General features: G+C 68.2%; 9 protein-coding genes. 5 read left to right on the top strand and 4 right to left on the bottom strand.

Annotated elements, in window-relative coordinates; translation table 11 throughout:
• Positions 1-142: 142 nt before the first annotated feature.
• Positions 143-1,060: a TatD family hydrolase gene (locus ITX31_RS02775; protein WP_194781952.1), complete on the bottom strand. Its 918-nt coding sequence runs from the start codon at positions 1,058-1,060 to the stop codon at positions 143-145.
• 178 nt (positions 1,061-1,238) lie between these two features.
• Between ITX31_RS02775 and ITX31_RS02780 the strand changes: the two genes are divergently transcribed.
• Genes ITX31_RS02780 through ITX31_RS02790 form a run of 3 tightly spaced genes read left to right on the top strand, consistent with a single transcriptional unit; the run spans position 1,239 to position 6,154 of the window.
• Complete coding sequence (locus ITX31_RS02780; RefSeq protein WP_194781953.1) at positions 1,239-2,294, top strand: AAA family ATPase; 1,056 nt, start codon at positions 1,239-1,241, stop codon at positions 2,292-2,294.
• A 3-nt stretch (positions 2,295-2,297) separates the two neighbouring features.
• Positions 2,298-3,767 (top strand): DUF58 domain-containing protein, encoded by a 1,470-nt coding sequence (locus ITX31_RS02785; RefSeq protein WP_194781954.1) that lies wholly within the window; start codon positions 2,298-2,300, stop codon positions 3,765-3,767.
• Complete coding sequence (locus ITX31_RS02790; protein WP_194781955.1) at positions 3,764-6,154, top strand: transglutaminaseTgpA domain-containing protein; 2,391 nt, start codon at positions 3,764-3,766, stop codon at positions 6,152-6,154. Before ITX31_RS02785 ends, ITX31_RS02790 begins: the two co-directional genes overlap by 4 nt.
• Before the next feature lie 71 nt (positions 6,155-6,225).
• Here ITX31_RS02790 and ITX31_RS02795 read toward each other — a convergent pair whose 3' ends face one another.
• Together ITX31_RS02795 and rsmI are read right to left on the bottom strand one after the other, a co-directional pair.
• Positions 6,226-7,704 carry an NAD-dependent succinate-semialdehyde dehydrogenase gene (locus tag ITX31_RS02795; protein WP_194781956.1) on the bottom strand — a complete coding sequence of 493 codons (1,479 nt, stop codon included), beginning with the start codon at positions 7,702-7,704 and terminating at the stop codon, positions 6,226-6,228.
• Positions 7,705-7,846: 142 nt separating this feature from the next.
• Positions 7,847-8,728, bottom strand: a complete 882-nt coding sequence (gene rsmI / locus ITX31_RS02800) for a 16S rRNA (cytidine(1402)-2'-O)-methyltransferase (RefSeq protein WP_194782361.1) — start codon at positions 8,726-8,728, stop codon at positions 7,847-7,849.
• Here rsmI and ITX31_RS02805 point away from each other — a divergent pair.
• Entirely contained in the window at positions 8,727-10,421 is a 1,695-nt protein-coding gene (locus ITX31_RS02805; protein ID WP_194781957.1) for a phospholipid carrier-dependent glycosyltransferase, read from the top strand. The two genes, rsmI and ITX31_RS02805, sit on opposite strands and share 2 nt — an antisense overlap.
• A gap of 38 nt (positions 10,422-10,459) precedes the next feature.
• Entirely contained in the window at positions 10,460-12,274 is a 1,815-nt protein-coding gene (locus ITX31_RS02810; protein WP_194781958.1) for an AMP-dependent synthetase/ligase, read from the top strand.
• An 80-nt stretch (positions 12,275-12,354) separates the two neighbouring features.
• Here the strand turns inward: ITX31_RS02810 and ITX31_RS02815 are convergent, their stop codons facing one another.
• Positions 12,355-13,944 carry a DUF1461 domain-containing protein gene (locus tag ITX31_RS02815; RefSeq protein ID WP_228528918.1) on the bottom strand — a complete coding sequence of 530 codons (1,590 nt, stop codon included), beginning with the start codon at positions 13,942-13,944 and terminating at the stop codon, positions 12,355-12,357.
• Between the last annotated feature and the right edge of the window lie 34 nt (positions 13,945-13,978).

The raw sequence follows: 13,978 nt of genomic DNA on the forward strand, positions 1-13,978 counted from the left end.
ACCGGCTGCCGAGGCAGGGCATGGTTCTCTAAGGCGGTAGTTATCAGTCCGGAAGCCTTCCCCGACCCCGGCTAATAGGTCCCTACCGTAACCGAACCGTGACCTGCGGGCAAACTCCGGTTTCGGGCCGGAGGATTGACGCCTAGTCCCAGGATCCGTAAACCGCGGTTGTGTTCGCGGCTAGTGCGGAGCAGAAATCCCCCAGGTCCGCACCCCGGATTTCGGCCATGGCCCGGACGGTGTACGGAATCATGTAGCTCGCGTTGTTCCGACCGCGGAAGGGGTGCGGGGTGAGGAAAGGAGCATCTGTTTCGACCAGCACCAGAGCCGGATCCGCAATTGCCAGGGCGTCCCGGATCCCTTCGGCGTTGCGGAAAGTCACGGTTCCGGCGAAGGACATGTACCAACCGTGTTCGTTACAGATTCGGGCCAGGTCAGCGGCGCCCGAGAAGCAGTGGAAGACGACGGCCGGCGGGAGCTGTTCCTCCCCGAGAATGCGCACAACGTCCTCATGTGCGTCGCGGTCATGAATCTGCACCGCAAGCCCCGCCTGCCGCGCAATGTCGATGTGACGGCGGAATGAATACTGCTGGGCGCCCAATCCTTCCGGCCCGGTGCGGAAGTAATCCAGCCCGGTCTCTCCCACGGCCCTCACCCGGGGATGAGCGGCGAGCGCCCCGATCTCCTCAAGCGCCTCGTCCAGCGTTCCGGCCAGGGCGAGCCCAGGCGCATCGTTGGGATGGAGGGCAACAGCGGCCAGCAGCCGCGGATCCTGTTCGGCAAGCCGCACAGCTTCCCGGGATGATTCGAGGTCCGTTCCCACCTGGACAGCGCCCTGGACACCGGCAGCCGCAGCGGCGTCGAGCGCTGCTGCGGCGTCCCCGGCGCCCGGGACGCCGAAATCCAGGTGGGTGTGGTTATCCATAACCGGGACAGGCAGCGGCTCCGGCGCGGGCGCGAAGGCCTTTTCCGCACTGCGGCCTTCCGCCCGCTGGCTGTGTCCGCGGACAAGGTAGGTCTGCGGTATTTCACCCGGGACGTAAGCGCCGTCGATAGTCATGTCTTTAAGCCTAAGTGAGCTTGTACCCTGTACGTACTAAGTGCCCCGGCGGCTGCCGGGAACGGCTGCGGCGGGGCCTCTGTGGCCCGCAGCCGGGCGGGCAGTCGCCGGGGCGCTCAACCTCCGGCCGGGGCTGAGCTCTTCCCCCGGCCCACGAGCCGAGCCCTGGAAGGTATCCATGGACACCCGCAACACATCTGCTGCCACCGCAGGATTCGATGCGCCGGGCGCCGGGGCGCCGTTCGCCGGGAGCGCGGCCGATGAAACGAACTCGTTCCTCGCAGCCAGCACCCGCATCCTGGACGCCATCAACACGGTGATCGACGGCAAGGACGAGGCGGCCCGCCTGGTGCTGACGGTCCTCCTGGCGGAGGGGCATGTACTGCTTGAGGACGTACCGGGTGTCGGGAAAACAATGCTGGCGAAGACCCTCGCACGGGCCGTGGACTGCTCGGTAACGCGTATCCAGTTCACTCCGGACCTGCTCCCCTCGGATGTGACAGGGGTGTCGATCTACAACCAGGACGCCCACCGCTTCGAATTCAGGCAGGGCCCGGTCTTTGCCAACATCGTGATCGGCGATGAGATCAACCGCGCCTCGGCCAAGACCCAGTCCGCACTCCTGGAGTGCATGGAGGAGCGGCAGGTCACGGTCGACGGCGGCACCTACCGGCTCGCCGAACCCTTTATGGTCGTTGCCACCCAGAATCCCCTGGAGATGGAAGGCACCTACGCGCTTCCGGAGGCCCAGCGGGACAGGTTCATGGCACGCATTTCCCTGGGCTACCCGGACACTGCTTCGGAGATCGAAATGCTTGAGACCCATCAGTCCGTCTCTCCCCTGGAATCAATCGTTCCGGTGGCCTCCGTGCGGGACATCGCCGCCATGACTGCGAAGGTGCGCGAAGTCTACGTTTCGGCAGCGGTCAAGGAGTACACAGTTGCCATTGGAGCCGCCACCCGGGAGCACCCGTACATCCGGCTGGGAGCCAGCCCGCGTGCGCTGCTGCAGCTGCTTCGCGCGTCCAAGGCCCGGGCGGCGCTGGAGGGCCGGGACTTTGTCCTGCCGGACGATGTCGCACGCCTGGCGGGATCCGTCCTGCCGCACCGCCTTATCCTTGAGCGGCAGGCGCTGGGCGCCGGCGAGAGCCCCGCCTCGCTGCTGGCGGCCGTTCTTTCCAAGGTGCCTGTCCCGCGGCCTCCGGGAGCCCGGCCTGGAACGGTTCGGCCGTAGCCGATGAAGAATCCCGCGCAGCTCGCGGCGAGCAGGCCTGTGCTCACCGGCCGCGGCTGGGGACTGGTTGCCGCCGGCGTCGTCTCGCTGCTCGGCGCGCAGGTCCTGGGGCGGCGGGACCTGCTCCTGCTGGGAGTGTTCCTCGTCCTCGTGCCGCTGGCCTCCGCACTGGCCCTGCGGCTGCTGAAGCCGCACTTCAGCGTGCAGCGCACCTTTCGGCCCCCGAGCGCAGAGACCGGCACGCCGGTGAGCGTCGGGCTCGCGGTGCAGCCGGTAGCGCCCTTCGGCGGGACTGCCCGCATGACGGAGGAGCTGCCGTCCCGTTTCGGCACCAGCCCCGAGTTCAGTTTCCCGGCAGCGCGGAGCGGCGACGGCCAGGCAAGCCGCTACGAGTACCGGCTTACCTCCTCCCGGCGGGGCTTGTACCGGATCGGCCCGGTCAGCGCAGGCTTCCTGGATCCCTTCGGGCTCGCATTGGCGCGGCACACCATTGGCGACACGGACAACCTTGTGGTGAAACCCGTTCCGGTGGAACTTCCCGCCGTGGTGCTGGACGGACTGAGGGGAAGTGACGGATCAGTGTCCACGAGAGTGCAGGGAGTGCCCAGCCAGGACGATGTGACCACGCGCGAGTACCGGCACGGAGATCCGATGCGCCGCGTGCACTGGTCTGCCACCGCCCGCCGCGGCGAGCTAATGGTCCGCCAGGAAGAAACTGTGGCAACGCCCCGCGCGACCCTTGTGCTTGACCAGCGCGAATCCAGCTATGACCAGGGATTCCTGTCACCGTTCTGGGCCGAAGGTGCCGACGACGCCGCTCCGGCAAGTTCGGAATCATTCGAATGGGCGGTGTCTGCCGTCATGTCCATCGGCTCGGACCTGTTGGAGCGCGGGTTCGCGCTCCGGCTCCTGGACACCCAGGCCCGCCCGGGGCTGCAGCGCTCGCCCTCCAGCCCCGATCCGGACGCGGACAGCTTCAGCGGCGCAGCGGCTGCCGCCGACCTGGGCGAAGGACTGGCAGCCCTGGGACTGGAGGAGGCTGCAGCGGCATCCGGTTCGCGGCCCCTGCCCGGCGCCCGGGCACGGCACATCCTCCGAAGGTCCGGCGGCCGGGCTTCGGCCGGTACCCGGCCGCGTTCCGAGCGGAGCGTGCAGCCGGGACCGCAGCAGCCGTTCGGCGATGCCCTGCTGGAAGCGCTGCTGGACGCCCGTTCCCGGGGACCGCTCGTGGTCATCACCGGCGCACTCAGTGAGGAAGATGCCCGCAGGCTCGCTCCGGCGGCAGACGCGGTTCCCTCCGCACTCGCCCTGGTGGTTACCGAGCGGCCTGCCGCCTCCGCAGCGCAGCTGAGGCTCCTGCGGGCAGCCGGCTGGACTGCCGAAGCCGTGGTGCCGTCCCAGCCGGTGGCCGCGGCCTGGTCCGGAGCCGCGGAGCGTGCCGCAGCACTCGCCCCGCCGGGGCTGAGGCCATGACGGCCACGCTTGCCCCGCCGGATCCGCGGCAGACGAAGCGGCGCACCCGCAGGCACCGGACGGGAGATGCCCAATGGGCGGCGGGGGCGGTTTCCGCAGCGGCTGTGCTCTTGTGCGCACTGAGCATTTCCGGAGTGCTTGACGGACTCGCCTGGGTGTGGCCGCTGGGGACCACACTGGCCGCGGTGGCAGCAGGAACGGCACTCGCACGCTGGTTCAGGGTCCCTACTGCGCTGGTACCTGTATCAGGGATGGCCGCGCTGGCCCTGATCCTCACCGTGATGTTCTCCGCGGACGCCGCCTTCCTGGGATTCGTTCCCACAGGCGCAACCCTCGACAGGGCGCAGATGCTGCTGGCGGGCGCGCAGTCCACGGTGATCACCCAGGTGATCCCGGTGACTCCGGACGCCGGTGTGGTGTTCGTTGCCTGCCTGGCGGTGGGACTGATCGCGGTCCTGGTGGACACGCTGGCAGTCACTCTTCGGTTGCCGGCAGCCAGCGGGTTCGGCCTGTTCACCGTTCTGCTGGTGCCCGCAATCATCAAGCCCCATAGCGTGGGAATTCCGGGCTTCGCTGCGGCGGCCACAGGTTACCTCCTCATCCTGGCCGCCGGAACCTGGCAGGAGCGCCGGGAGCGGTCTGCTGCACCGGACATGCCCGTCCGGCCCAGCGGGTCCCAGGCCGCGGGTGCTGCAGGAATCGGTGCGGCAGCCGTAGTGGCGGCCCTGCTGGTTTCCCTGGCCATTCCCGGCTTTAACGCCGGCGCCTTTCCCCAGGGCGCTCGGTTCAACTTCCTCAGCGGGTCCACCGGGCTGAATCCTGTTGTATCCCTGGGCAACGACCTGCGGCAGCCAACAGCGACCGGGCGGATCACCTACGCCACGGACTCCACCCGGCCGGTCTACCTCCGCTCCACGTCCCTGGAAGACTTTTCCGGGACCCGCTGGGCTCCGGATACCCGCGAAGACGCGCGCAGGTCCCTGGCGGAGGACATGGTTCCGGCAGGCGCCCCGGATCCGGCCATCCCCACGGAAACCGTGCGGACCCTGATCAGTTCTCCCAGTTATGCCAGCCCGTGGCTGCTGGCCCCCTACGCTCCCTCGTCCGTGTCCGGGCTCGACGGCGCCTGGAACTGGGATCCGGCCACCATGACCATCCTGTCCGGCAGCGGCAGTTCAGAGCCGCGGCCCGGGTATGAAGTGGTCAGCGAGTTGCCTATGGTGACCAGTGACCTCCTGTCCCGGCTTCCGGCCGCTCCCGCCGATGCGGTGGAGCCCGGATTTACGGATCTCCCGGACGATCTCCCGCAGATCATCCGGGACACGGCCCGCGAAGCCGTGGCGGGCGCTGAAGGACCCTATGCCCAGGCACTTGCCCTGCAGTCCTACCTGCGGGGCCCGCAGTTCGACTACTCACTCGAGGCCCCCGTAGAGGGCGGCTACGACGGAAACGGGATCGGTGTGCTGGCCCGGTTCCTGGAACAAAGGTCCGGTTACTGCATCCACTTTGCGTCCGCAATGGCGGTGATGGCCCGTGAGGTCGGCATCCCCAGCCGGATGGGCCTTGGCTATGCCCCCGGACGCGCGACGGGCAACACGCTGCCTGGTCCGGACGGCACGGAACTGGATGAGTATGCCGTTGACGCCCGCGACGCGCATGCCTGGCCGGAACTGTACTTTGAGGGCGCAGGGTGGGTGCGCTTCGAACCTACCCCCTCGCGCGGCGTCGTCCCCACGTACGCCGTTCAGCGGCAGCAGAACGCCGCATCCGCAGCCCAGGCCGACGCAGATCCGCGCCAGATGCAGAACCCGGCCCCGCCCGCACTGCCCTCCGCGGCTCCGGAGCCCGATGCCCGGTCCCAGCCCCTCGAACCCGGAGAGACTGCCGCGGCGCCGTGGGCAGGCGTCGGAATTGGGCTGCTGGTGGCCGGGGCAGCCGTACTTACTCCGTTGGCCCTGCGCCGGCGGAGGACCGGGCTGCGCAGGAACGAACATGCGGCGTCCGGCCGCGCTGCTCCCGTTTGGGCCGAGGCCACGGACCTGGCGCAGGACTTCGGCTACCGGGCCAGGACCGCAGACAGCCCGCGGTCCTACGCGGACCGCCTGGCCGCACAGGCCGGGCTGCCGCTGCCTGCTGCGAATGCACTGGCCAGGCTGCGCACCGCCTACGAAGCCGAGGCCTACGCAAATCCGTCGGCGGGCCCCAGCCCCCGTGCGGGAAGGCCGGCGGCGGACTGGCAGGACGTGGGAGCCCTTCGCGCCGCACTGCGCGGGTCTGTCACCGCTCCGGCGAGGTTGAGGGCCGTGTTCATACCGGCGTCGTTGTTTCCGGCACCGCGACCCAAGCCGGCACCCCGGGCGCCGGCGAAACCGCCCTCCGGGCCTTAACGGCGCAGGTCCCGCGCCGGAAAGCTTCTCCGGTGCGGGACCTGCGGGAGGCCGCGAAATGCGGCCCGGAACTACGCCGTGGGGTCGGCGATTCCGATGTACTGCGTGTACAGGTACTCCTCGATGCCTTCGTCGCCGCCTTCGCGGCCCAGGCCGGACTGCTTGACTCCGCCGAACGGTGCGGCGGCGTTGGACACGACGCCGGCGTTGAGGCCCAGCATGCCGGTCTCCAGCTTCTCGCCGATCCGCAGGCCGCGGTTCAGGTCCTCAGTGAAGACGTAGGCGATCAGGCCGTACTCGGACGCGTTGGCCAGCTTCACGGCTTCCGCTTCGGTCGAGAAGGTGATCACAGGAGCCACCGGGCCAAAGATCTCCTCCTGGAGGATCCGGGCGCCGGCGGGAACGTTCTTCAGCACGGTCGGAGCGTAGAAGTAGCCCGGTCCGTCCACGGGCGCGCCGCCCACCACAGCAGTGGCGCCGCCGTCGATCGCGTCTTCCACCAGGGAGTGGACCTTGTCACGGGACTTCGCGTCGATCAGCGGACCGATCTTTGACTCGTCCTCGGTTCCGCGCGCAGTGGTCATCGCGGCCACCTTGGCTGCGAACTTCTCGGAGAACTCATCCGCAACGTCCTCGTGCACGATGAACCGGTTGGCTGCGGTGCAGGCCTCTCCCATGTTCCGCAGCTTGGCAGCCATCGCTCCGTCAACGGCCTTGTCGATGTCCGCATCCTCGAATACGACGAACGGTGCGTTGCCGCCCAGTTCCATGGAGGTGCGCAGTACCTTGTCCGCAGCATCGCGGATCAGGCCCTGGCCCACCGCAGTTGAGCCGGTGAAGGAGACCTTGCGGAGCCGGTCGTCCTTCATGATCGGTCCGGTCACTTCGCCGGCCTTCGTGGTGGCGACGACGTTGAGGACTCCGGCGGGCAGCCCGGCTTCCATCATGACGGCGGCGAACAGCTGGGAGGTCAGCGGCGTCAGTTTGGCGGGCTTGAGCACCATGGTGCAGCCGGCAGCGACCGCAGGGGCGATCTTGCGGGTGGCCATCGCCAGCGGGAAGTTCCACGGCGTGATCAGCAGGCAGGGGCCAACCGGCTTCTTGGTGACCATGATGCGGGACTTCCCGTCCGGAGCCGTGCCGTAGCGGCCGGTAACGCGGACAGCTTCTTCGGAGAACCAGCGCAGGAACTCGGCTCCGTAGGCAACTTCGCCGCGGGCCTCGGCCAGCGGCTTGCCCATTTCGAGCGTCATCAGCAGTGCGAAGTCCTCCGCGCGCGCGGTGACGAGTTCAAAGGCGCGGCGCAGGATTTCTCCACGAACACGCGGAGGAGTGGCGGCCCAGGACTCCTGCGCGGCAGCGGCGGCGTCCATGGCTGCGGCGCCGTCCTCGGTGCTGGCATCTGCGATGCTCAGCAGCGCCTTTCCAGTGGCGGGGTCCTCGACTTCGAAGGTCTTTCCGCCGGTGGCTTCGCGCCACTCTCCGTCAATCAGCAGGCCGGTGGGAACCTGGGCCAGCAGTGCGGCCTCGCGTTCAGCGGTTACAGCCATGAGTGAGCCTCCAAAGTATGCGGGTTTTCCGGATCACAATCTGCCCGGTGCTGACTTCACCGTAAAGCCCGCCGCCGATCAGTGTAAATGCACCTCTGCACAAGGACATTTCGGCAACCCTGTGCAGTTGGCCAGAAGAGGGCTAGGGGGTGGCTCCCCGCGCCGCCAGCACTGCGGAGTAGAGCTCACGCTTGCTGATCCGGGCGTCGGAGGCAACAGTGGCAACAGCGTCCTTCAGTCGGGACCCCTGCGCAATCAGGTCATTGACTGCCCCCACATGGTCTCCGGGCGCCTCAGGTTCGGATTCCGGCGCTCCGCCGACGACGACGGCGATCTCCCCGCGGACCTCGCTGGATTCAGCCCACTCCAGGAGCTCACGCAGCGGACCGCGCAGCACCTGCTCGTGCAGCTTTGTCAGCTCCCGTGCCACGGCTGCGGGGCGGTCGGGACCGAACGCCGCGTCCAGGGCCCGCAGCATGGGTTCGAGGCGGTGCGGGGCTTCGAAGAAAACCATGGTGCGGTCCTCGCGGGCCAGCCCGGAGAGCCGGGCAGCGCGCTCACCGGACTTCCGCGGAAGGAAACCTTCAAAGCAGAACCTGTCTGTCGGCAGGCCGGAGAGCGCCAGTGCCGTCAGGACCGCAGACGGTCCCGGTGCTGCGGTGACGGCAATGCCTTCGGCCGCTGCAGCCTCCACCAGCCGGTATCCGGGATCGGAGACGGAGGGCATGCCGGCGTCGGTTACCATCAGCAGCGTGGCGCCGTCGCGTACCAGGCCCAGCAGTTCAGGCGTGCGCGACTGCTCGTTGTGCTCGTGGTAGCTCATGATCCGGCCGGTGGTACTGATCTTCAGGGCGCTGACCAGGCGGTGCAGCCGGCGGGTGTCCTCGGCCGCGATGATGTCCGCATGCTGCAGCAGGTCAATCAGCCGAACCGTCGCATCCCCCATGTTTCCGATGGGCGTGGCAGCCAGCACAATCTGGCCGGCGCCTGCCGCCGCACGCGGCTCCGGGCGCTCGGCACTCATGGGCTGCTGGGTTTCGCTGCTGCTGGAGTTCACCCTTCAACCCTACGCGACAGGCTATAGAGTTGAGCCCGTGACGCCGCCCCTGCTCCCCGCCCCGGCCCGGGCCACCGCACCCCGGGTGCAGCCGGCGGACCGGGCCTTTACGGAGCAGTTCCTGCGGGACAGGCTGCTGGGAGCCGCGCTTCCCTACCGCTCCTGGGCATGGGCCGCTGCCCTGGGCACCGCTTTGCTTGCCGGGCTGCTTCGTTTCGTCCGGCTGGATGAGCCCGGATCCCTGGTCTTCGACGAAACCTATTACGTCAAGGACGCTTACTCATACCTCACGTCCGGCTACGAACGTGCGTGGCCGGAAGACGCCAACGACTCCTTCGCAGCAGGGCAGCCCGGGGGTCTGCTGGAGGGAGCCGAGTACGTGGTCCACCCGCCGGTGGGCAAATGGATGATCGCGTTCGGCATGGCCCTGTTCGGGCCCGGGTCGAGCTTCGGCTGGCGCTTCTCCGCCGCGGCTGCCGGAACGCTGACCGTGCTGCTTCTGGCGCTGATCGCGTGGCGCCTGTTCCGGTCTCCTCTGCTGGGCGGAGTTGCCGGACTGCTGCTCGCCGTCGACGGACATCACCTGGTGCTTTCCCGGACGGCGCTGCTGGATATCTTCCTCGCATTCTGGATCGTTGCCGCCTTTGGTGCTCTGCTGCTGGACCGCGACGACGGACGGCGGCGGCTGGCGAGGAAGCTGCACCGTCCGCCGGGCAGCCTGCCGGACCGCGCCGCCCTGACAACCGGACCGTGGGTCCTGTGGCGTCCCTGGCGGCTCGCAGCCGCCGTCTGCCTCGGCCTGGCGGTAGGCACCAAATGGTCCGCCCTGGCCTTTGTTGCCGTTTTTGGCATCATGACGGTCCTGTGGGATGTCAGCGCACGGCGGGTCGCAGGAATCCGCGCCTGGCCCGCCGGACTGCTTAAGGACGGTGTTCCGGCTTTCCTGACCGTTATTCCCGTCGCGGCCGCCACGTATCTCGCCGCGTGGACCGGCTGGTTCCTCTCCAGCGGCGCCTATGGACGCCAGTGGGCTCAGGCCAACCCGGCCCCCGCGGGGCTCGGCTGGGTTCCCGATCCGCTGCGGTCCCTCGCCGAGTACCACCGAAGTGCGTACAGCTTCCACAACGGCCTGTCCTCTGAGCACTCCTATGAGGCGAGCGCCTGGACCTGGCTTTTCCTTGGCCGTCCAACCTCGTTCTTCTACGAAAGCCTGGACCCGCAGCAGGCATCATGCGGGTCCGGTTCCTGCACCTCCGCGATCACTTCCGTGGGCAACCCGCTGATCTGGTGGGCTGCGCTGCTCAGCCTGATCGTTGTCCTCGCCTACTGGCTCGGACGCCGGGACTGGCGGGCCGGGGCGGTGCTCTCCGGCCTCGCTGCCGGCTACCTGCCCTGGTTCGCTTTTCCGGACCGGACCATGTTCTACTTCTATGCCGTCTCCTTTGTGCCGTTCCTCGTGCTGGCCTTGACCTACGTACTGGGACTCGTCCTGGGACGGGCAGCAGACCGGCCGGCGCGCAGACGCCGCGGAGCAATCGCCGCAGCATGTTTCCTGGCCGCTGTGGTTTTGGTTTCCGCGTTCTTCTATCCGGTCTGGACGGCCGAAATCATCCCCTACTCTGATTGGCGGCTCCGCATCTGGATGCCGAGCTGGATCTAGGTCTCAACGCAATGTGCTCGCACAGAAAGGGAGGGCCCGTGCGCGAATCCTCCACCGGATTGTTCGTGAAGCTCCCGGAAGACTCCAACATCACCGACCTCCTGCTGGCGACGGCTGCGCGAACCCCGGACCTGGCCCTGTACGCACGCCGGACCGCCGCCGGCTGGACGGACGTGAGCGCTGCGGATTTCCTCGCCGAGGTCCGGGCGGCAGCCAAGGGGCTGATGGCGCAGGGGGTCCGCCCCGGTGACGCTGTAGCCGTCATGTCCGGAACACGGTACGAATGGACTGTTGTGGATCTTGCCATCTGGTTTGCCGGAGCGGTCACGGTCCCCATCTACGAGACCTCCTCCCCCAGCCAGGTTCACTGGATCCTCACCGATTCGGGTGCGCGGATCGTCTTCGCCGGAGACGACGCAAAGGCCAAGGTCATTGAAGCCGGCGCTGCTGCCGCCGCGGCCCCGGTCCGGATCTGGAAACTGACCGGCAGCGAGGGGCCGGACACGCTGGCTTCGCTCGCCGCCTCCGGAACCGGTGTACCGGACGAGGACCTCGAGTCGGCCCGTTCCTCCGCTGCGCTTTCCGCCCCGGCGTCCCTGGTCTACACCTCCGGAACCACCGGCCGGCCCAAGGGATGCACCATCAGCCACGGCAACTTTGCCCTCTTCGCCGTCAATGTGATTGAGCTCCTGCCCGAAATGCTGAAGCGCCCGAGCGCCAGGACACTGATGTTCCTCCCCCTGGCGCATGTGCTGGCCCGCGCCGTCCAGGTCGGCTGCCTTGCCGCAGGTGTCACGGTGGGTCACAGCTCCAGCGCCGCAGCGCTGGTTGAGGACCTCCGGACCTTCCGTCCCACCTTCCTCCTGGCGGTGCCGCGGATCTTCGAGAAAATCTACGCCGGAGCCGAGGAGAAGGCTGCTGCAGCCGGCAAGGGCAGGCTGTTTGCCGCCGCAGCCTCCACCGCCGTCGCCTACTCGGAGGCGCGGGACAGCGTGGCGCGCGGCGGGCCCGGCCCATCCCTGGCCCTGCGGCTGCGCCATGCTGCCTTCGACCGGCTGCTGTACCCGAAGGTCCGGGCCGCGTTCGGCGGGGAGATGGACATAGCCATCTCCGGTGCGAGTCCGCTCAGCCCACAGCTGGCACACTTCTTCCGGGGTGCCGGAATTGCAGTCCAGGAAGGCTACGGCCTCACTGAAACCACCGCTCCGGCGTCGGTGAACACGATTCCGCTGACCCGGGTGGGATCGGTCGGGCTGCCGATGCCGGGCAACTCCATCCGGATTGCCGACGACGGCGAGGTACTGGTCAGCGGCGTCGGTGTCTTCTCCGGCTACCACCGCAACCCCGAGGCGACGGCGGAAGCGTTCACCGGCGAATGGTTCCACACAGGCGACCTGGGAGCGCTGGATGCGGACGGCTTCCTGCGAATCACCGGCCGTAAGAAGGACCTGCTGGTCACCGCCGGCGGCAAGAACGTCGCTCCCGGCCCGCTGGAAGAAAAGGTGCGTGAACACCGGCTGGTCTCCCAGGTCGTGGTGGTCGGCGAAGGCCGCCCCTTCGTGGGCGCCCTGGTGACGCTCGACGACGAGGCGCTGGCCGCGTGGGCCCGGGAAAGCGGCATCAACGCGGCCGGCCAGCCGCTTGCTGAGCATCCCCGGGTCCTTGCCCAGGTGCAGGAAGCGGTGGACGCCGCGAACGCCTCCGTATCCCGGGCCGAGCAGATCCGCCGGTTCACGGTGCTCCCGAAGGACTTTTCCCTGGACGGCGGCCATGTGACAGCGACGCTGAAGCTCCGCCGCCAGGCCGTGATCGCGGACTTCACCGCCGAGGTGGAGAAGCTCTACGCTAACTAGTCCTGCCGGGTCTATCCGGAGAAGACGAAAGCCGGGGCCCGCTTCACGGGTCCCGGCCTTTGTCTTCTGCGGCTGCCCGGCTACAGCGCTTCGAGCGATTCAAGGTAGCGGCGGCGGCTTTCCTCGCGGGCGAGGCGGGAGCGTTCGCGGCGCCTCTTCGTCGGCCAGGTGAAGACGATCACCAGCACGCACACAATCAGGACGATCGCAGCGATTGTCCCGCCGGCATCCATCCAGAACTGGGCGGGGAACAGCCGGATCAGCGTGTCATCAAGGCGGAACGTCCAGTTGCCCTGCGCGAAGAAAACTGAGTGCACCATGGTGAAGAACTCTTCCCAGGCCAGGACTGCCGCTACCAGCAGTCCGGCAATAAGGGCCAGGGTTGCCACGGCGCCGGCAAACAGGGCGCGCCGGATTCCGCCCGGGCAGCGCCGGGCCAGGTAAATCCCGCCGGCAATGCTGAGCAGTGCCATTCCCAGCGCCGTTACGAACGCGAGGGTCAGGACAGTCTTGACGTCCGCCATGTGCGACACTTCGCTTGCCAGGTACAGCGGATCGCCGTCCGGCGTCACCAGATCCCCCAGATACCGGGGAGAAGAAAAATTCAGCAGGTAGTCCACGGCGTAGGAGCCGTAGGTCACGCGGTCATCGGTGCTGAACCCGAAACTGTCCGCGGGGAAACCCGGCCGGTTGTACTCGATCCACAGGAACAGCGGAGTTGCCACCGCGCGGATTGCTGCGGCCAGCAGCATAACCGGGAAGAACACCGCGATAGCTACCTGGATGATCCGGCCCAGGACGGGCTTGGCGCTGGCGGCGCGTTCCCGCTCCGCGTTCCTCCGTTCAGCCTCCGCGGCCGAAACATCCGGATCCGCAACGGGCACAGCTGTGGTCTCAGCCTCTGCTGCGTTCGCAGCATTGTGTTCACCGGAAGCCTGCTGCTCCCCCGTGCCCGGCCCGTACCAGGGCCCGCCGGCGGCAGTCGTGGGATGCGGTTCGGACAGTTTTGAATCCTGCCCGGATCCGGCCCGGCCGGGTGCGGCCTGATCGTCCCCGGCGCCGGGCGCAGCGGGACCGGGCTCGTCGGCGGCTGCGCCGCCGTCTGATCCGGAGGAGCTATCCGGTCCGGAGGAATTGGCGGTGCCGTAGCGGCTCAGGTTGGGCATGGTGCTGGCAGCGCGCATCGGCAGGGTGCTCCGCTGGGCGAGGGAAGGATGCCCTCCCGGTACTTCGTCACGGGTCCGGACCGTGCCTGCCGTACCGGCGGTCACGGCATCTTCTGCAGCGGGCGCAGCGGCGGATTCGGTGGACGGGACTTTGCCGGTCCCGTCCTTCGGGTCCGGAGCGGCGGCACGGGTGGTTTCGTTCCCGGCTGCCGATGGTGCGGCACCTGACGGCACGTCAGCCGGCAGGTCGTCAGCCCGTGGCGGGTTGGCTTCCCCGGCGTCGGGGGCCGTACCGGCAATACCGGCGAACTCAGCATCCCAGGCATCGTGTTCTGCCGGAACAGCTGTTGCCGGGGCCTCGCCCGTAGCAGCAGCGTGGGTTCCGCTGACTATGGTCTCGCTCGCATCGGACGGGTTCGCGCCCTGCCCGTCCGGCCGCTGGCCTGAGGGGACGCCTCCCGTAGTGGGGTCTTGGTCCTGGCTTGCCACTGCTTCGTCTCTCATCCCAATCCTGTATGAAGTCACCGGGGTGGTGGGG

Source organism: Arthrobacter gandavensis (assembly GCF_015355785.1).
GTDB lineage: Bacteria > Actinomycetota > Actinomycetes > Actinomycetales > Micrococcaceae > Arthrobacter_B > Arthrobacter_B gandavensis_A.